This window comes from Pseudomonas sp. Marseille-QA0332 (genome assembly GCF_054950175.1).
Map to the genome: position 1 here is coordinate 316,044 of NZ_CM143106.1, position 18,020 is coordinate 334,063.

The 18,020-nt window shown below is 62.9% G+C and carries 19 protein-coding genes and 5 tRNA genes; 14 read left to right on the forward strand and 10 right to left on the reverse strand.

Features of this window, described 5'->3' with window-relative positions; all coding sequences use genetic code 11:
- Window position 1: 1 nt before the first annotated feature.
- The 7 genes from ACY8GK_RS01450 to mgtE all read left to right on the forward strand — a co-directional run bounded on the left by ACY8GK_RS01450 (window position 2) and on the right by mgtE (window position 4,045).
- Window positions 2-1,237, forward strand: coding sequence for an aspartate kinase (locus ACY8GK_RS01450; RefSeq protein ID WP_196176664.1), 1,236 nt, complete (start codon window positions 2-4; stop codon window positions 1,235-1,237).
- 171 nt (window positions 1,238-1,408) lie between these two features.
- The gene (gene csrA, locus ACY8GK_RS01455) at window positions 1,409-1,597 is read left to right on the forward strand and encodes a carbon storage regulator CsrA (protein ID WP_043209419.1); all 189 of its coding nucleotides are present in this window, start codon (window positions 1,409-1,411) and stop codon (window positions 1,595-1,597) included.
- A 72-nt stretch (window positions 1,598-1,669) separates the two neighbouring features.
- Window positions 1,670-1,760 (forward strand) — tRNA-Ser (locus ACY8GK_RS01460).
- A gap of 106 nt (window positions 1,761-1,866) precedes the next feature.
- Window positions 1,867-1,943 (forward strand) — tRNA-Arg (locus ACY8GK_RS01465).
- Between the two features lie 73 nt (window positions 1,944-2,016).
- Window positions 2,017-2,093 (forward strand) — tRNA-Arg (locus ACY8GK_RS01470).
- Window positions 2,094-2,167: 74 nt separating this feature from the next.
- Window positions 2,168-2,244 (forward strand) — tRNA-Arg (locus ACY8GK_RS01475).
- A gap of 358 nt (window positions 2,245-2,602) precedes the next feature.
- Window positions 2,603-4,045, forward strand: a complete 1,443-nt coding sequence (mgtE, locus tag ACY8GK_RS01480) for a magnesium transporter (protein WP_196176662.1) — start codon at window positions 2,603-2,605, stop codon at window positions 4,043-4,045.
- Between the two features lie 77 nt (window positions 4,046-4,122).
- Here mgtE and ACY8GK_RS01485 read toward each other — a convergent pair whose 3' ends face one another.
- Window positions 4,123-4,449: an Arc family DNA-binding protein gene (locus ACY8GK_RS01485; protein WP_015271261.1), complete on the reverse strand. Its 327-nt coding sequence runs from the start codon at window positions 4,447-4,449 to the stop codon at window positions 4,123-4,125.
- Between the two features lie 343 nt (window positions 4,450-4,792).
- Here ACY8GK_RS01485 and phnN point away from each other — a divergent pair, with 343 nt between their 5' ends.
- Entirely contained in the window at window positions 4,793-5,395 is a 603-nt protein-coding gene (phnN, locus tag ACY8GK_RS01490; RefSeq protein ID WP_196176660.1) for a phosphonate metabolism protein/1,5-bisphosphokinase (PRPP-forming) PhnN, read from the forward strand.
- Here phnN and ACY8GK_RS01495 read toward each other — a convergent pair whose 3' ends face one another.
- On the reverse strand, window positions 5,396-5,584 hold the full coding sequence (locus tag ACY8GK_RS01495; RefSeq protein ID WP_196176658.1) for a hypothetical protein: 189 nt from the start codon (window positions 5,582-5,584) through the stop codon (window positions 5,396-5,398).
- Window positions 5,585-5,988: 404 nt separating this feature from the next.
- Between ACY8GK_RS01495 and ACY8GK_RS01500 the strand changes: the two genes are divergently transcribed.
- The 3 genes from ACY8GK_RS01500 to ACY8GK_RS01510 all read left to right on the forward strand — a co-directional run bounded on the left by ACY8GK_RS01500 (window position 5,989) and on the right by ACY8GK_RS01510 (window position 6,750).
- A tRNA-Arg gene (locus tag ACY8GK_RS01500) sits at window positions 5,989-6,063 on the forward strand.
- Window positions 6,064-6,199: 136 nt separating this feature from the next.
- A complete protein-coding gene (locus ACY8GK_RS01505; RefSeq protein ID WP_196176656.1) occupies window positions 6,200-6,379 on the forward strand; it encodes a hypothetical protein in 180 nt (59 codons plus the stop codon).
- The gene (locus ACY8GK_RS01510; RefSeq protein ID WP_462402082.1) at window positions 6,376-6,750 is read left to right on the forward strand and encodes a hypothetical protein; all 375 of its coding nucleotides are present in this window, start codon (window positions 6,376-6,378) and stop codon (window positions 6,748-6,750) included. The genes ACY8GK_RS01505 and ACY8GK_RS01510 overlap by 4 nt, the downstream gene beginning before the upstream one ends.
- An 8-nt stretch (window positions 6,751-6,758) precedes the next feature.
- Here ACY8GK_RS01510 and lpdA read toward each other — a convergent pair whose 3' ends face one another.
- The 4 genes from lpdA to ACY8GK_RS01530 are packed head-to-tail and all read right to left on the reverse strand — an operon-like array spanning window position 6,759 to window position 11,727.
- The gene (gene lpdA / locus ACY8GK_RS01515; RefSeq protein WP_462402083.1) at window positions 6,759-8,147 is read right to left on the reverse strand and encodes a dihydrolipoyl dehydrogenase; all 1,389 of its coding nucleotides are present in this window, start codon (window positions 8,145-8,147) and stop codon (window positions 6,759-6,761) included.
- Between the two features lie 3 nt (window positions 8,148-8,150).
- Complete coding sequence (locus tag ACY8GK_RS01520) at window positions 8,151-9,434, reverse strand: dihydrolipoamide acetyltransferase family protein (protein ID WP_196176651.1); 1,284 nt, start codon at window positions 9,432-9,434, stop codon at window positions 8,151-8,153.
- Entirely contained in the window at window positions 9,435-10,493 is a 1,059-nt protein-coding gene (locus ACY8GK_RS01525) for an alpha-ketoacid dehydrogenase subunit beta (RefSeq protein WP_196176649.1), read from the reverse strand.
- A gap of 1 nt (window position 10,494) precedes the next feature.
- Window positions 10,495-11,727: a 3-methyl-2-oxobutanoate dehydrogenase (2-methylpropanoyl-transferring) subunit alpha gene (locus tag ACY8GK_RS01530; protein ID WP_196176647.1), complete on the reverse strand. Its 1,233-nt coding sequence runs from the start codon at window positions 11,725-11,727 to the stop codon at window positions 10,495-10,497.
- 195 nt (window positions 11,728-11,922) lie between these two features.
- Between ACY8GK_RS01530 and bkdR the strand changes: the two genes are divergently transcribed.
- The 3 genes from bkdR (at window position 11,923) to ACY8GK_RS01545 (ending at window position 15,303) form a co-directional block, all read left to right on the forward strand.
- The gene (bkdR, locus tag ACY8GK_RS01535; RefSeq protein WP_196176645.1) at window positions 11,923-12,408 is read left to right on the forward strand and encodes a Bkd operon transcriptional regulator BkdR; all 486 of its coding nucleotides are present in this window, start codon (window positions 11,923-11,925) and stop codon (window positions 12,406-12,408) included.
- Between the two features lie 183 nt (window positions 12,409-12,591).
- Entirely contained in the window at window positions 12,592-13,833 is a 1,242-nt protein-coding gene (locus tag ACY8GK_RS01540) for a glutamine synthetase family protein (RefSeq protein WP_196176800.1), read from the forward strand.
- 135 nt (window positions 13,834-13,968) lie between these two features.
- The gene (locus ACY8GK_RS01545) at window positions 13,969-15,303 is read left to right on the forward strand and encodes an MFS transporter (RefSeq protein WP_462402084.1); all 1,335 of its coding nucleotides are present in this window, start codon (window positions 13,969-13,971) and stop codon (window positions 15,301-15,303) included.
- A gap of 137 nt (window positions 15,304-15,440) precedes the next feature.
- On the opposite strand, the gene ACY8GK_RS01550 is transcribed toward ACY8GK_RS01545, so the two are convergent.
- The 4 genes from ACY8GK_RS01550 to flgA form a co-directional block, all read right to left on the reverse strand.
- Complete coding sequence (locus ACY8GK_RS01550; RefSeq protein ID WP_196176641.1) at window positions 15,441-16,184, reverse strand: flagellar brake protein; 744 nt, start codon at window positions 16,182-16,184, stop codon at window positions 15,441-15,443.
- A gap of 80 nt (window positions 16,185-16,264) precedes the next feature.
- Entirely contained in the window at window positions 16,265-16,732 is a 468-nt protein-coding gene (locus ACY8GK_RS01555; protein WP_462402085.1) for a flagella synthesis protein FlgN, read from the reverse strand.
- 37 nt (window positions 16,733-16,769) lie between these two features.
- Entirely contained in the window at window positions 16,770-17,081 is a 312-nt protein-coding gene (gene flgM, locus ACY8GK_RS01560; protein ID WP_462402086.1) for a flagellar biosynthesis anti-sigma factor FlgM, read from the reverse strand.
- A 150-nt stretch (window positions 17,082-17,231) separates the two neighbouring features.
- A complete protein-coding gene (gene flgA, locus ACY8GK_RS01565; RefSeq protein ID WP_462402087.1) occupies window positions 17,232-17,984 on the reverse strand; it encodes a flagellar basal body P-ring formation chaperone FlgA in 753 nt (250 codons plus the stop codon).
- Window positions 17,985-18,020: the final 36 nt, after the last annotated feature.

The window sequence follows — 18,020 nt, forward strand, 5'->3', positions numbered from 1 at the left end:
AATGGCGTTGATCGTACAGAAATTCGGCGGCACCTCTGTCGGCTCCATCGAGCGGATCGAGCAGGTTGCCGACAAGGTCAAGAAATTCCGCGACGCAGGCGATGACCTGGTGGTCGTGCTGTCGGCCATGAGCGGAGAAACCAACCGGCTGATCGACCTGGCCAAGCAGGTCAGCGAAAAGCCGGACCCCCGTGAGCTGGACGTCATCGTCTCGACCGGCGAGCAGGTGACCATCGCCCTGCTGGCCATGGCGCTGAACAAGCGTGGCGTGCCGGCAGTGTCGTACACCGGCAACCAGGTACGGATCCTGACGGACAGCTCGCACAACAAGGCGCGCATCCTGCAAATCGACGACCACCGGATTCGTGCCGACATCCAGGCCGGGCGTGTGGTGGTGGTGGCGGGGTTCCAGGGGGTCGACGAACACGGCAACATCACCACGCTCGGACGTGGCGGCTCCGATACCACCGGCGTGGCCCTGGCTGCCGCGCTGAAGGCCGACGAGTGCCAGATCTACACCGATGTCGATGGCGTCTACACCACCGACCCGCGGGTCGTGGCCCAGGCTCGCCGGCTGGAGAAGATCACCTTCGAGGAAATGCTGGAAATGGCCAGCCTCGGCTCCAAGGTGCTGCAGATCCGTTCGGTGGAGTTCGCTGGCAAATACAATGTCCCGCTGCGCGTGCTGCACAGCTTCAAGGAGGGTCCGGGCACCCTCATTACCATTGATGAAGAGGAATCCATGGAACAGCCGATCATTTCCGGTATCGCCTTCAACCGTGATGAAGCCAAGCTGACCATTCGCGGCGTGCCGGACACTCCGGGCGTCGCCTTCAAGATCCTCGGTCCAATCAGCGCCTCGAACATCGAGGTCGACATGATCGTGCAGAATGTATCGCACGATAACACCACAGACTTCACCTTCACCGTGCATCGCAACGAGTACGAGAAGGCACTGTCGGTACTCGAGAACACCGCTCGCGAGATCGGTGCCCGCGAGGCCACCGGCGATACCAAGATCGCCAAGGTCTCCATCGTCGGCGTCGGCATGCGCTCGCATGCTGGCGTGGCCAGCCGCATGTTCGAAGCCCTGGCCAAGGAAAGCATCAACATCCAGATGATTTCCACCTCGGAAATCAAGGTGTCGGTGGTCATCGAAGAGAAGTACCTCGAACTGGCGGTTCGTGCACTGCACACGGCCTTCGAGCTGGACGCCCCGGCCCGACAGAGCGAGTGAGGCAGTGCCCGGTGGGGCGCGGCTTGCCGCGCCCTTCGCGTTTCTGGCGATCGCAGGCCTGGCCAGTCGCCGTCTGCGATCGCCAACCAGGGCCGGTGCTGCCGCCGTGATGGCGGTTCCGGCCTAGCTGTAAAGACTGTTATCCCTGAATGAATTGCGTGAGGAAAAACTATGTTGATTCTGACTCGTCGGTGCGCCGAGAGCCTGATCATTGGCGACGGTGAGATCACCGTCACCGTGCTGGGTGTAAAAGGAAACCAGGTACGCATCGGAGTGAGCGCGCCGAAGGAAGTGGCCGTACACCGCGAGGAAATCTACCTGCGGATCAAGAAAGAGAAGGACGAAGAACCAACCCTTTAATTTTTCTCGATTTTTTTTAGAAAAAGGGTTTGCAAACGGGGAAGGGTCTGGTTATTATACGCCCCGTGTTGCGGTGAGGTGGCCGAGTGGCCGAAGGCGCTCCCCTGCTAAGGGAGTATACCTCAAAAGGGTATCGGGGGTTCGAATCCCCCCCTCACCGCCATTATTCGTGTAGGGCGCAGAACATTGAATGGCTACTTAAGTCGTTGATTTTAAACGAAAATAAGTTGCCAAATCAGATTTGCGAACTATAATGCGCGGCAAGACACGGACCCATAGCTCAGCTGGATAGAGTACTCGGCTACGAACCGAGCGGTCAGAGGTTCGAATCCTCTTGGGTCCGCCATTTATGAAGTTGGCCTTGCAAGTCGGGGCAACATCATTCAACCAGTGGTAATCTGGTCTAAAACTACCACCCTGGACCCATAGCTCAGCTGGATAGAGTACTCGGCTACGAACCGAGCGGTCAGAGGTTCGAATCCTCTTGGGTCCGCCATTCATGAAGTTGGCCTTGCAAGTCGGGGCAGACATCATCCAACCAGTGGTAATCTGGTCTAAAACTACCACCCTGGACCCATAGCTCAGCTGGATAGAGTACTCGGCTACGAACCGAGCGGTCAGAGGTTCGAATCCTCTTGGGTCCGCCATATCATTGAAGCCCGCTCTCGTAGCGGGTTTTTCTTTTTCCGCGATTTTCTCATCCCAATTCGAAGCTTCGACTTCGTCGAGCGCCTGCCTTCGATGCGCTCTGTCTCGAGTATTTCGTCGGTTGGCACTGATCAGCTCGTGTGCGGTCATAGCTTTACCGCGCAAACAATTGTTCGACCAAAAATTTAAGCGATCCGACTGTCCAGTCAGTGTATGATTGCGCCCGTCAGCCCCGCCGGGGCTTGTGGAATACCACCATGGACTTACCCAGTAGTTACTCAATAACCCTCGTTACCAAGCTGAATCTGTCAGATTGATTCTCCCGGCGTGCTCCGCGGCTGGGAGTGGAGTTCGCCTATGACCGAAGTCGAAGCCAAGAAAGCTCAAGAAAGCTTGCAAGACCGTCTTGCCCAAGTGGTCGACCTGCTGCAACGCCAGCGGATCGTCGAAGATCTGACCCACCGGCAGGAAGGCCAGCACCAGGACCTGGTGGAGAATCTGGTCCATCGGCAGAACCTGGTCGAGCTGCAGCGCAAGCTCGACGACCTGCACCCTGCCGACATCGCCTATATCCTCGAAGCACTCCCGCTGGAAGATCGTCTGACGGTCTGGCAGCTGGTGCGCTCCGATCGGGACGGTGACATCCTGCTCGAGGTGTCCGACGCGGTCCGGGAAACCTTGATCGCGGACATGGACAACCACGAGCTGCTCGCGGCGGCCAAGGAAATGGACGCTGACGAGCTGGCGGACCTGGCTCCGGAACTGCCGCGTGACGTCGTCCATGAACTCATGGAGAGCCTCGATGCCCAGCAGCGTGAGCGGGTACGCTCGGCGCTGAGCTACGACGAAGAACAGATCGGCGCGCTGATGGACTTCGAGATGGTGACCATCCGCGAAGATGTCAGCCTGGAGGTCGTGTTGCGCTACCTGCGTCGACTCAAGGAACTGCCGGGCCATACCGACAAACTGTTCGTGGTCGACCATGAAGGCATCCTCAAGGGTGTGCTACCGATCAAGCGCCTGCTGGTCAACGATCCGGAACGCAAGGTCGCCGAGGTCATGGCCAGTGATCCGGTCACCTTCCATCCCGACGAGGATGCCTACGATGCAGCGCAGGCGTTCGAGCGCTACGACCTGGTCTCCGCGCCGGTGGTGGACAAGAACGGTCGCTTGATCGGGCGTCTGACCATTGACGAAATGGTCGACCTGATCCGCGAGGAGAGCGAGAGCGAAGTGCTGAACATGGCCGGTCTGCGTGAAGAGGAAGACATCTTCGCTTCGGTCTGGCGCTCGCTGCGAAACCGCTGGGCCTGGCTGGCCATCAACCTCATCACCGCTTTCCTGGCTTCACGGGTGATCGGCCTGTTCGAAGGCTCCATCGAAAAACTCGTGGCGCTAGCGGCCCTGATGCCGATCGTGGCTGGCATCGGCGGCAACTCTGGCAACCAGACCATTACCATGATCGTTCGGGCAATGGCCCTGGATCAGGTGGCGCCTGGCAATACTCGGCGCCTGATGCGCAAGGAGCTGGCCGTGTCCCTGCTCAACGGCCTGATCTGGGGTGGGGTGATCGGCGTGGTGGCCTTCGTGCTTTATGGCAGCTGGTCACTCGGAGTCGTGATGACTGCGGCCATGACCCTCAACCTGTTGCTGGCAGCCCTGATGGGGGTGCTGATCCCCATGACCCTGGTGCGCCTGGGGCGGGACCCGGCGATGGGATCGAGCGTGATGATCACGGCCGTGACCGACAGCGGCGGCTTCTTCATCTTCCTTGGCCTGGCTACGCTGTTCCTGCTCTGAGCATTTGCCTGCCCTAACGTAAAAAGCCAGCTTTCGCTGGCTTTTTACGTTAGGGCTGTGCGGCGGCGGTAGGTCGATCAGGAGGCGTCGGCGGCCATTTCCACGTCGTGGGCAATCAAGGCGACCAGCGCGTTCTGTTGGCGGTGCGACAGCTGGCGGAAACGTTGCAACAGCTCGCGTTCATGCAGCGAAAGCTCGGGGCTGTCCAGACGCATGCTCAGATCGTCGCCCAAGGCGCCTTCCTGAATAAGGCTTTGCTCCAGGCGGGCGATGATCTCGGAATTCATGCTGCGATGGTGGTTGCGAGCTACTTCGGCAATGCGCTCACGCATCCCATCAGGCAGGCGGACGACAAACTTGTCAGCAGTGCGGCTCGAATAGATAGCCTGTTTCATTGGGCGCATATAAATTGACCGGATTTCTGGTTCAGAGGGGGAAGCGGTTCTCGAAATTGGCCGCACGGTGGAACTACGACCGTGACGACGACAAAATGTTCAACCGAGTCGTGATTTAGCTGCTCATCTTGCCTCAAGGTCGCCGTTTCCTTGGCGTCAAATCTGTGACAAATAGTGAGCCCGGTAGCAGCGTGGTGCCAGTACCAATTATCAGAAATGCGGACTGGTTTGAAAAGTTTCTGGATTTCCAGCCAGTCCTACTGTCAATCAACTGTCGTCAAAATCTGGAAACGAGCGACCATGATGGTGGAAAATCCTGAAAATCAGGTTCCCAAGGCAGAGCATAGTGGCTATGCAGCATGAAGCAAGTGAGAAACCTTTGCCAACCGTTCCCGGACGTCTCATTTATCTGGTCGGTCCATCGGGTGTCGGCAAGGACTCGCTGATCGAGGCCGCCGCGCCTTGGTTGGCGCAACGCGGTATCCAACGGGTCCGGCGGGTGATCACCAGGTCCGCCGAGTCCAAGGGCGAGCAGGCGATCGGGGTGACCCTTGAGGCGTTCGAGCAGATGGTGCGGCAGGGGACGTTCGCCATGCACTGGCGGGCCAACGGTCTGGGATATGGCATCGCCAAGGAAGTGGATGATTGGCTGGCAAGCGGCAGCTCGGTGCTGGTCAACGGCTCGCGCGAGTACCAGGCGCAAGCGCTACGGCGCTATCCGGACATGTTGCTCGTCTGGCTTTACGTGCAGCCGCAGGTGCTGCGTCAGCGTTTGCGCGAACGGGGCCGGGAGAGCGATCTGCAGATCGAGGCGCGGCTGGCGCGCAATGAAAGTCTTGAACCTGCAAGGGATGCTGCTGTCCATCTACTCGACAACTCGGGATCGCTGCAGGACACCGTCAATGCTTTCATCGCGTTGCTCGAGCGCAATGGCATCACCGGCGCGCGAGACTGATCAGAAGGCCAGGCGCGCATGGCGGACGAGCGTTGGGCTGGGCGCGTCCTCACCCATCACCGCCTGACGAGCGATCAGCCCCGGACGCTGGTCGATCAGTGAAGTCTGGGTCGGAGTGACCTCGACGACGCCAAGGGTGACGACACATGTCAGGGCCAGCGTGTTGAGCAGAAGCAGCAGGCGAGTCATGAGGGTTCTCCGCGTGGGTCGGTTCGGCAGCGTGCCGGGGCTCGATAGCGTTGCAGGCAGCATGCCAACCTTGAGGGAGCGATTTTCCCTAGCAAAAACAGGCGTTTGGAAGCGTACGGAGCTTACGGTCGATTGCACTTTGCATTCTGCATGGTAGAGAGTCATGCAAAATGCCCGGATAGTTGGGCTTCATCTTCATGCGTATGCTGGCGGCCCGGCCGAGGCATCCTCGGCATTCACTGCCGATGCCAGGCAGCTGTCTACAGCTACGCTTTGGACTTGCGTATAGAACCAAAAACGAGCATTATCCTTGGCCGTCATGTCGAGCTGGCTTAACGCAGGCACTGATGGCATTGCGCTGATGGCCTGTTGAGTCTAGCGTGATGAGCAAGCTGGTCATGCATGTCCCTGTAGTTTAATGGATAGAACGGCCCCCTCCTAAGGGGTCGGTGCAGGTTCGATTCCTGCCGGGGACGCCATGCCTGCATCGAGCGTTCATCGCTCTTCGCCCGCCTGATTGCGCCCCGCCTGTATCATCCTCGGTATATTCGACCGCACCTCCTCGTACCTGGCTGGTCCAGAAGAACATGTTTGTCATGCTCATCTGGAGAAGCGATGGCCATCATCGTCACCAAACTGACCGGCGAGCGAATCCCGGTGGAGCTTCGCCGTCCGGGTCTGTCCGAATTGTTCGTCATCACCGATGCTGCTGGCGCGGTCCATTACCGTGAAGATGATGTCGAGGCGGCACGCCTGGCGGTGGCATTGAGCGAACGGAGCGGCGACAACGAATGAGCCGTTACCCGCAGACGCCAGACGGCCGCTATTTCGTCGTGAACGGAGTGCTGTGGCGCTGCAGCGACCCGTCCTTGTCTGAGGCGCAACGCCAGCACCTGGTCAATGAACTGATGAGTGCCCGACGCCAGGTCAGGCAGGCCAAGGCCGCTGGCGCTATCGACGTGCTGCGCGCCGCCAGGGCGCAGGTCCAGGCCGCCAAGGTAGCGCTTGGCGAACGCGGTCCGGTCTGGTGGAGCGATGGCAGCCCCGACTTCAACCGCCACAAGGCCATCAACAGCCCCTACGCGGACTGGTTCACCCAAGCGCAAGCAACAAGCGCCAAGCTAAAGCGCAACGGCGAACCTGACCCAGCACCGTCCTGCCTGTAGCTTGTAGTTCAGAAAACGTGCAAAGCCTGGCCCAAAGCCCGCAACGCCGCTTCCTGCACCGCCTCGCCCAGGGTCGGATGGGCATGGATGGTTCCGGCGATGTCTTCCAGGCGCGCGCCCATTTCCAGTGACTGGGCGAAGGCGCTGGACAGTTCCGACACACCTGCGCCGACGGCCTGCCAGCCAAGGATCAGGTGATTGTCACGTCGTGCCACCACTCGGACGAAGCCGCTCCCGGACTCGAGTGTCAGGGCCCGGCCGTTGGCTGCGAAGGGGAACTGCGCCACCAGCGTGTCCAGCGCCTGTTCACGAGCCGCATCGGGCGTCAGGCCGACCACCACCAGCTCCGGATCGGTAAAGCAGACGGCCGCGATGGCGGTGGGCTCGAAGCGCCTGGCGTGCCCGGCGATCACTTCGGCGACCATTTCGCCCTGGGCCATGGCGCGGTGGGCCAGCATCGGTTCACCGGTCAGGTCGCCAATTGCCCAGACGTTCCGCATGCTGGTCTGGCAGCGTTGATCCACCGCGATCGCCTGGCCTTGCCTGTTCAAGTCCAGCGACTCCAGGCCGTAACCCTCGGTGTTGGGGCGGCGACCCACCGCAACCAGCACGCGATCGGTTTCCAGGCGTACCTGCTGGCCGTTGGCATCGCGCGCGAGCAGGCATTGGCCCTGGTGATCATGGCCCTCCACCGTGTGTCCCAGGTAGAGGTCGATGCCGAGCTTGCCCAGTTTCTCGACGACCGGCGCGGTGAGTTCGGCGTCGTAAGTGGGCAGGATTCGCTCGCGGGCCTCGACCACGCTGACCTGGGCGCCAAGCTTGCGATAGGCGATGCCCAGTTCCAGCCCGATGTAGCCAGCCCCGACAACGACCAGGTGCCGAGGCAGGGTCTGCGGGGCCAGAGCCTGGGTGGAGGCGATCACCGCCCCACCGAAGGGCAGCATCGGCAGTTCCACGCTGCGGGAACCTGTGGCCAGCAGCAAGTGTTCGCAGCGAATCCGCTGGCCGTCGACTTCTACCTGCTTGCCATCGATGACCCGGGCCTCGCCGTGGATGACCTGTACACCGTTCTTCTTGAGCAGCGCGGCGACGCCCGAGGTCAGGCGATCGACCAGGGTGTCCTTCCAGGCGACGCTGCGCCCGATGTCCAGGCGCGGTGCGCTGACGCTGATGCCGAGTTCGGCATGCTCGGCCTGGCCGCAGGCCCGGTGAAACTGATCGGCCACGTGGATCAATGCCTTGGAAGGAATGCAGCCGATGTTCAGGCAAGTGCCGCCCAGTGCCTGCCGCTCGACCAGGATCGTGGCGATGCCGAGTTGCCCTGCACGAATGGCGGCGACATAGCCGCCGGGTCCGCCGCCGATGACCAGCAACTTGGTTTCAAGGATCTGCTTCATCGTTCACTCCACGAACAGACAGGCGGGTTGTTCCAGCAGGCCGCGGATCGCCTGGATGAACAGCGCCGCATCCATGCCATCGATGACCCGGTGGTCGAAGGAACTCGACAGGTTCATCATCTTGCGCACAACGATCTGCCCATCGATCACCACCGCACGCTCGACCATGCGGTTGACGCCGATGATGGCCACTTCCGGCGTGTTCACCACCGGCGTGCTGACGATGCCGCCAAGTGCCCCCAGGCTGGTCAAGGTGATGGTCGAGCCGGACAGCTCCTCGCGGGATGCCTTGCCGCTGCGCGCCGCCTGGGCCAGCCGAGCGATCTCGCTGGCGTTGTGCCAGAGGCTGCCGGCCTCGGCATGGCGCAGCACGGGCACCATCAAGCCGTTCTCGCTCTGCGTGGCAATGCCTACATGCACGGCACCGTGGCGGGTGACGACCTGGGCCTGATCATCGTAGGTGGCGTTGATCTGCGGGAACTCACGCAGCGCGACGACCATGGCGCGGATCAGCAGTGGCAGCAGGGTCAGCTTGCCACGGCTGTCGCCCCACGTGTGGTTGAGCTGTTGGCGCAGCGCTTCCAGAGCCGTGACGTCGATTTCTTCGACATAGCTGAAATGCGCGACCCGCCGCTTGGCATCCTGCATGCGCTCGGCGATCTTGCGGCGCAGGCCGATGACGGGTACCTGCTGGCTGTCGGTGCGCCTGGCCTGGCTGCCCGCGGTCGATGCGCCGGCCCAAGGCCGCCTGATGAAGGCGTCCAGGTCTTCGTGCAGGATCCGGCCGGCCGGCCCGCTGCCTTGCACGTAGCGCAGTTCGATACCGGCATCCAGCGCACGCTTGCGCACGGCGGGGGAGGCCAATGGCTTCTCGCCTGGCTGGCGTGGCATGAAGGGCACCGGCTCGCTGCTGGCCAGGCCCGGGGCTGGCGCAGGCGTGGCGGCCTCGGTCGCTGTCCGGGGCGGGGCCGCCTCGGCGAGCGGCCTCGTCTCGACCCGCTCGGATACAGCCTCGGGCGGATGGGTAGCGGCCTGGTTGCCGCTGCCTTCGACCTCGATGCGGATCAGTTCGCTGCCCACGGCCATGACTTCACCCGGCTGGCCGCCAAGTGACAGGACCTTGCCCGCGACCGGCGAGGGAATCTCGACCGTGGCCTTGTCGGTCATGACATCGGCCAGCACCTGGTCTTCGCCAATCTGGTCGCCCACCTTGACATACCATTCCACCAGTTCGACCTGAGCGATGCCTTCGCCGATATCCGGCATCTTGATGACGTGCGTGCCCATTCAGACCTCCATGACCCGTTGCAATGCCGCGCCTACCCGTGTCGGGCCTGGAAAATAGGCCCATTCCTGCGCGTGCGGGTAGGGCGTATCCCAGCCGGTGACCCGCTCCACTGGCGCTTCCAGGTGATGGAAGCAGTGCTCCTGGACCAGCGCCACCAGTTCGGCGCCGAAGCCGCAGGTGCGGGTGGCTTCATGTACCACCACGCAGCGGCCGGTCTTCTTCACCGACTCGACGATGGTTTCCAGGTCCAGTGGCCACAGGCTACGCAGGTCGATCACTTCGGCATCGACGGCAGTTTCCTCGGCAGCCGCCTGGGCGACATGAACCGTTGTGCCGTAGGTGAGTACGGTGACGTCGTTGCCGGGCCGGACGATGGCGGCCTTGTCCAGTTCCACCCGGTAGTAGCCGTCTGGGACGGCACTCTGGGGATGCTTCGCCCAAGGCGTCACCGGACGATCGTGATGGCCGTCGAAAGGTCCGTTGTACAAGCGCTTGGGCTCGAGGAAGATCACCGGGTCGTCGCATTCGATCGAGGCGATCAGCAGGCCCTTGGCATCGTAGGGGTTCGACGGCATCACCGTGCGCAGGCCGCAGACCTGGGTGAACATCGCCTCCGGGCTCTGGCTATGGGTCTGCCCGCCATAGATCCCACCGCCGCAAGGCATGCGCAGGGTCAAGGGGGCGATGAACTCCCCGGCAGAGCGATAGCGCAGGCGCGCCATTTCCGAGACGATCTGGTCGGAAGCCGGGTAGAAATAGTCGGCGAACTGGATTTCCACCACCGGGCGCAGGCCGTAGGCGCCCATGCCCACGGCCGTGCCGACGATGCCGCTTTCGGAAATCGGCGCATCGAACACCCGCGACTTGCCATGCTTGGCCTGCAGGCCTTCGGTGCAGCGGAACACGCCGCCGAAGTAACCGACGTCCTGGCCGTAGATGACCACGTTGTCATCGCGCTCGAGCATCAGGTCCATGGCCGAGCGCAGGGCCTGGATCATGGTCATGGCGCTGGTGGACATGGCATTTTCCACTTCTAGATCACTGTGAAGGTCGTTCATCTCACACCCCCAGTTGTTGGCGCTGGCGGCGCAGGTGGTCGGGCATTTCCTTGTAGACGTCCTCGAACATCGAGGCCGCGCTGGGTATGTGGCCGTTGCTCAGGGTGCCGTACTGCTCGGCTTCCTTCTGCGCCGCGATGATCTGGGCCTCGAGCTCGGCGCAGACGTGCTCGTGCTGCTGTTGCGACCACAGCCCGCGGGCGATCAGATGTTGCTTGAGCCGGGCGATCGGATCGCCAAGCGGGAAGTGGTTCCAGTCGTCGGCGGGGCGGTACTTGGAGGGGTCGTCGGAAGTGGAATGGGGGCCAGCGCGATAGGTGACCCATTCGATCAGGGTCGGTCCGTGGCCGCGTCGAGCACGCTCGGCGGCCCAGCGCGAGGCGGCGTGCACGGCGAGGAAATCATTGCCGTCGACCCGCAGCGAGGCGATGCCGCAGCCTACGCCGCGTCCGGCGAAGGTGGTGGCCTCGCCGCCAGCGATGGCCTGGAAGGTGGAGATCGCCCACTGGTTGTTGACCACGTTGAGGATCACCGGGGCACGATAGACGTGGGCGAAGGTCAGGGCGGTGTGGAAGTCCGACTCGGCGGTGGCGCCGTCGCCGATCCACGCCGAGGCGATACGCGTATCACCCTTGATCGCCGAAGCCATCGCCCAGCCGACCGCCTGGACGAACTGCGTGGCCAGGTTGCCGCTGATGGTGAAGAAGCCGGCTTCGCGGACCGAATACATGATTGGCAACTGGCGTCCCTTGAGCGGGTCGCGCTCGTTGGACAGCAGCTGGCAGATCATGTCCACCAGGGACACCTCGCGGCTGATCAGGATGCTCTGCTGTCGGTAGGTCGGGAAGCACATGTCGCTGCGCTCGAGGGCCAGCGCCTGGGCCGTGCCGATCGCTTCCTCGCCGAGACTCTGCATGTAGAACGACATTTTCTTCTGCCGCTGGGCGACCACCATGCGGTTGTCGAACAGGCGCGTCTTGAGCATGGCACGCATGCCTGTTTGCAGCAGTCGTGGCTCGATGCCCTCGGCCCAGGGACCCAGGGCGTTGCCCTGGTCGTCGAGCACGCGGATCAGGCCGTGGGCGAGATCCATCGTGTCGGCAGGGTCGACATCGATGGGAGGCTTGCGGATTCGGCCTGCGTCATCGAGGCGCAGGTAGGAAAAATCGGTCTGGCAGCCGGGCCGGCCGGTGGGCTCGGGCACGTGCAGACGCAGGGGCGCATATTCGTTCATGCTGTCCACGCTCGCTCGGATTGTTGTTGTGAGCTTCGAAGCGGTTGCTGTCCCGGTGAGCCTCGTGGGCGACGGGCCAGCCTCCCTCACATGATAGGAGCTGCGCGCAAGAATATTTCTCTTATGTTCATTGCCTTTGGCCCGGCAGCCAGATAAATATTCTGCAAAACCACAAGAATCAGGTCAGTCGTTCCGATGCGCAAACTCGATCGTACCGATATCGGCATTCTCAATCAGCTGCAGGAGAACGCCCGAATCACCAATGCCGAGCTGGCTCGGGCAGTCAATCTTTCGCCCACGCCTTGCTTCAACCGGGTCAAGGCGCTCGAGCAGGCGGGTGTGATCCGCCAGCAGGTCGTCTTGCTGGCGCCCGAATCGCTGGGCCTGGATGTCAACGTGTTCATCCACGTCAGCCTGGAGAAACAGGTAGAACCCTCCCTGCATGGCTTCGAGGAAGAAATCGCCAAGCGCCCGGAAGTCATGGAGTGCTACCTGATGACCGGCGACCCCGATTACTTGCTGCGTGTCCTGCTGCCCAGCATCCAGGCGCTGGAGCGCTTTCTCGACTACCTTACTCGTCTGCCGGGCGTGGCCAACATCCGCTCGAGCTTCGCCCTCAAGCAGGTGCGCTACAAGACCGCGCTGCCGCTTCCAGCCAATGGGTTGAGCCTGCCGGGATAGCGTGCGCCGGTGCTTGCCCCGCGGCCATGCTGCGTGGCGCAGCCTCCTGCAAACCCGCATGACGACGACAAGGACAGTGCCATGAAGAGCAACGAACAGGATTCTCTCGCCGAGCGCCTGGTGGGTGTCGACGAGATCGAGTGTGTCACGCCCGACCTCAACGGCGTGCCGCGTGGCAAGGTGATGACCACCGAAGGGTTCCTCGAGGGGCGCCGGCTGCAGCTGGCTCGAGGGGTCCTGCTGCAGTGCATCATGGGCGGCTATCCGCCGACCAGCGTCTACGGCGGCGATGACGGTGATCTGGTCCTGGTCGCTGATCGCTCCCAGCTGCACGTGCTGCCCTGGAGCGAACGACCGCGAGCGCTGGCGATCTGCGATGCGGTAGAGCTGGACGGCCAGCCGAGCGGTTTGTCCAGCCGGGCGCTGCTGCGCGCGGTACTCGACCGCTATGCCGCACGGGGCTTGGCAGCAGTGGTGGCGACCGAGCTGGAGTTCTTCGTGTTTGCCGGCAATCCGGATCCACGCCAGCCGTTTCGGCCGCCGGTGGGCCTGGACGGACGTCGCGAGATGGGTCACTCAGCGTTCAGCGTCAGCTCCGCGAACGGCCTGCGGCCGTTCTTCCGGGAAGTGGTCGAATGCATGGCGGCGCTTGGCCTGCCACGCGATACCTTCATGCACGAGATGGGGGTCAGCCAGTTCGAGATCAACCTGCTGCATGGCGATCCATTGCTGCTCGCCGACCAGACGTTCCTGTTCAAGCACCTGCTCAAGGAAGTAGGGCTCAAGCATGGGCTGAGCGTGGTGTGCATGGCCAAGCCGCTGGCGCGCACCGCCGGGAGCTCCATGCACATTCACCAGAGCCTACTGGAACTCGATGGCGGCCGTGCCGTGTTCAACGATGAGCGGGGGCAGCCGACCGAGACCTTCGAGCACTTCATCGGTGGTCTGCAGGCCTGCCTGGCGCAGTTCACGGCCCTGTTCGCGCCGCACGTCAATTCCTACCAGCGGCTGTGCCACCCCTATGCCTCGCCGAACAACGCCTGCTGGTCGCAGGACAACCGTGCCGCCGGCCTGCGCATCCCGCCCAGCGCACCGGCGGCGCGACGGGTCGAGAACCGCCTGCCAGGCGCCGATGCCAACCCGTACCTGGCCATCGCCGCCAGTCTCGCGGCCGGGCTGCATGGCATCGAGCAGCGCCTGCTACCCACACCTGCCGCCTGCGGTCAGTTCCAGGTTCCGCCTGACCTGTGCCTGCCGTGCACCTTGCATGCGAGCCTGGCACGGCTGCGCGAGAGCAGCCTGGCGCGGGAACTGTTCGGGGATGAGTTCATCGAAGGCTATGTCGCCACCAAGACACTGGAGCTGGCCGATTTCCTCGACGAGATCACGCCCTGGGAGCGCCGTGTACTGGCGGCCCAGGCCTGAGCGCGACAACGGCGGCACTGGCTGCGTCCTGCCCAGGATTTTTCGCCTGGCAGACCTGCACGAGAGGGAATTTGACCTTATGCTTGGTCGTGCCGGCTTGTTTCCCACCTGTATCAAGGAGCCTTCGGGACGCTGATGCGACAGATCTGGAAGTCATTTCGTTCGCTATATTTCGCTGCCCTGATGATGTTGATCGGCTCCGGCCTGCTCAGTACCTACCTGGCCCTGCGCCTGGCTGCCGAGCACGTCGACAGTCTGTGGGTCGGTGCGCTGATGGCAGCCAACTATTTCGGCCTGGCCGTCGGCGGCAAGGTCGGGCACCGGCTGATCGCCCGGGTCGGACATATCCGGGCCTATGCCACCTGTGCCGGCATCGTCGGCGCCGCGGTGCTGGGGCATGGCATGACTAGCTGGTTGCCGGCCTGGGTCGGGCTGCGGATGATCGTCGGCCTGGGCATGATGTGCCAGTACATGGTCCTGGAAAGCTGGCTGAACGAACAGGCCGATGCCAAGCAGCGCGGCGCGGTGTTCAGCGGCTACATGATCTTTTCCTACCTGGGACTGGTGCTCGGCCAGCTGATCCTGGTCGTGCATCCGGCGCTCGGTCCCGAGCTGCTCATGCTGGTGGCCATGTGCTTCGCCCTGTGCCTGGTGCCGGTCGCCATGACCCGGCGCATCCACCCGGCGCCGCTGCGCCCGGCGCCGATGGAGCCAAGGTTCTTCATCAAACGGGTGCCACAATCGTTGAGCACCGTGCTTGGCTCGGGCCTGATCGTCGGTTCCTTCTATGGCCTGGCGCCGGTGTATGCGGCCGGGCAAGGCTTGTCGACCGAACAGATCGGCCTGTTCATGGGCTTCTGCATCTTCGCCGGGCTGGTGGTGCAATGGCCGCTGGGCTGGTTATCGGACCGTTACGACCGCGCCGTACTGATTCGTGGGGTGGCCATTGGCCTGGCGCTCGCTTCCTTGCCGTTCGCCGTGTTGCCGGGGGTGCCGTTGGAGCTGCTGTTCGGCATGGGGTTCGTGATTTCGCTGTTGCAGTTCTGCCTGTATCCGCTGGCCGTGGCCTTTTCCAACGACCACGTGGAGAGTGAGCGTCGGGTCTCGCTGACGGCCATGCTGCTGGTCACCTATGGCGTGGGCGCCAGTATCGGGCCGCTGGTCGCGGGTGTGCTGATGAAGCTGCTGGGCGCACAGATGCTCTATGCCTTCTTCGTGTTCTTCGCCCTGGTCCTGGTCTGGCGCATCCGGCCCAAGGCCGTCACTGGTCTGCACCAGGTCCAGGACGCACCGTTGCATCACGTGGCCATGCCGGCCGCCGGCTCGCCACTGTCCGCCGCGCTCGATCCGCGAGTCGACGAACAGGTGGTGCAGGATGTCATGCAGGCACCGGTCGCGGCGGAAGATACCGAGGGCGAGGTCGAGGTCGAGCAAGCGACCAGTCCCGGCGAGCCAGGGCGGCCCCTGTAGCCGAAGGGCGGCTGGCCATTCAGGCAGGCACGCTCCATGGTTGTAGCGGCCGCTACCGGCCGGCAAACACCCATCGATCGCCCCAGGGCATGGAACGGCACCGCAGCGTCTGCAAGCGCGCGCGGCCGCCCTCGCGCTTAGTAATCGTCCTTGTCGAAGCGTCGCGCCTCGCGCTGCAGCTGGTAGACGAAGCTTTCCACTCGGCGCTGCTGCTGGCCGTTGATGTTGTGGAAGCGCACCCCAGCGAAGGTGGTGTTGAAGCCTTGCTCGAAATGCAGGTGGCGCAGCTCGACCATCACCTGGGTTAGGCCCAGCGGTGCGCCAGCGCTGAACTTTTCGTAGACCTGGCCCAGTTGCAGCTGGTGCTCGACATCGCCGTCGAAACGCAGCTTGCAACCTGTCGCCGAGATGTCCAGCAGCTTGCCACGCAGCAAGCCGGTACCCTTGAGACGCTCGCCGTCCAGGACGATGTCCACCAGCTGCGACAGCTTCAAGGCTGCGCGGAATGCGTTGCGCCGTTGATGATAGACGATCTGCTCGGGAAGGCTGCCACGGTAGCAGCGGTGCCCGCCAACCTGGCCGATGCTCAGCGGCGTGGTGCATTCCCAGGCGATGCGCACGCCATCATGGAAACCCTCGACACGGAACGGTTCGCCGTTCTCGATGTATTTCTCGCCATCGCGCGGGATCATCTCGTCCAGTGCCAACGTATTGCTATCGCGGTCCACCTCGACCACATAGCTCTGGAAGCGCTGTTCGCGCTCGGGAAAGGTGATGATCAGCGGATCGTGACTCTCTTGCAGTGATCGCAGGTTGGCTGCGACCTCCAGTGGTGTGTTCAGCACCTGAGGGGGTTGTGGAGCATCGGCTTCATTGAACACGGGTAATCAATCTCCAGGCAAAAGCGACACGCGCGCGAAGCGGCATTTTGCCAGCATGTTGGCAGCCTTGATAGCGCTATTCACACCTGGCTGAGGGTGCGTGGCCTGGCCAGTGGCGCGGTGCTGCCGCGGCTGTCATAGAGCGATGGCGCGTCCCCGCCCATGAGAATGCGGATTTGCGTGGCGGTAGCCTGTTGCTGGACCTGAATGATCCGCCCGTTGGTCTGGTTGGCTTTTTGACAGGCATCCATCAGTTGGGTCAGTTCATCGAGCCGGAGCATCAGGGTTTCGCCTGTAGACGATTGCCCGGCAAGCGCCTGGACGCCGGCGCGGTCGGCGGACAGACCGAGGCTGGCGAGCAGATGGCTGCGCCGCCGTCCCTGCTGTTCAAGCAGCACGATCAGCGATTGCTTGCGCGCCAGAAGGGCTTCGAGCAGCGGCATGTCGCGACCGTGGAGGGCAACGGCTTCCTTTTGCAGGAGCTCCAGCAGCTCCTGGGCCGGTGCGATGTCGTGTTCGATCAATTGCAGCAGGGTAGTGTCGTGCATGGCTGGCTCTTGATGGATGGAGTCAGCGCGACGTCAGTCAGCGCGCGCCTTCGAAGCCAAGCAATTTGCTTGCCACCCGAGCGGCATCGACCTGATAGCTGCCATCGGCGATGGCCTGCTTGAGTTGCGCCACGCGGGCACTGTCGACCACAGGTTGGTCACGCAGCTTGTCGGTGATCTTTTGCAACTGCTGTGCCTCCGGGCTCAGGTGCACGGCTTCGCCGCTGACGCCGGCCGGCTTGGCCGTCTCGCTGGCCTGGGCGGATTTGTCGGTGCTGCCGGCCGCCGTGTTGCCGCGCACCCCGGCAACGGACGGTGAGTTATTCATGCGACTGAAGTCGATGACCATGATCAGAAACCTCTGGGTTCAGGACGCTTGCCTTGTTTTCGGCCATTTGCGAAGAAACTTTAGCAAGGAATGCGCGGCCACTTGACGGCACGCCCACATTGCCCGTTTCGACACAGTTTAGGAAAAGCAGCCCCGGACTGCCAGCCTGGTCTACATGGCGACCTCGACTTGGCCAGGCCCGGTTACCCTGGCCTTGACCACGCGCCTGGAATTGAGGTTCCGTACCCTGATCTGCTCGCTCAAGCCGCCCTTGGCCAGTGCCTCGCCTGGCATGCGCACGCTGAGGCTGCCGCTGCGCGCGGTGATCACCACATGATCGCCCTGGCGAATCACCTCGGCCTGTTCCAGATGTTGGGGGGTGAGCACCTGGTCGAGCACCGTCGGGCGCAGCAGCTTCATGCCCACGGCCTGATCGAGCTGGGCCAGGAACCCCTGGGCCAGCGTGCCGACATCGCGCTCGCGCAGGACCACGTCGCCTTCGCCGATCACGCTTTCGCGCTTGAGCGGTCGGGTGGTCACCACCACGTCGCGGAACAGGCGCACCTGCGCCGGGACGAATACCGTCCACGGGGCCGCGCCATCGCAACGCAGGCGGACCGTCACCCGGCCCAGCGGCTGCGCCGGACTTTCCAGCGAGGCGTCGAGCTGACGGTCGCACAAGGGCATGCGCAAGCGCGGGTCCAGCGGCTTGACCTCGATCTCGTAGCGACCTTCGGTCTGGCTGCTGGCCAGATAATCTTCGACGGCGAACTCAAGAAACCCCTGGGTGGAACCGATAAGCTGTTCAGGCAGGGTGAACCCATCAGCCAGCACGCGAGTGGCGGGCAGTGACAGGCACAGCACGGCCAGCAGGCCGGGCAGCGGGCGCGTCAGTCGTCGGAATAATGTCGTTTTCGTAGGCATACCGCTCAAAAAAGCAAAGCTCGTGCCGATTTGGAT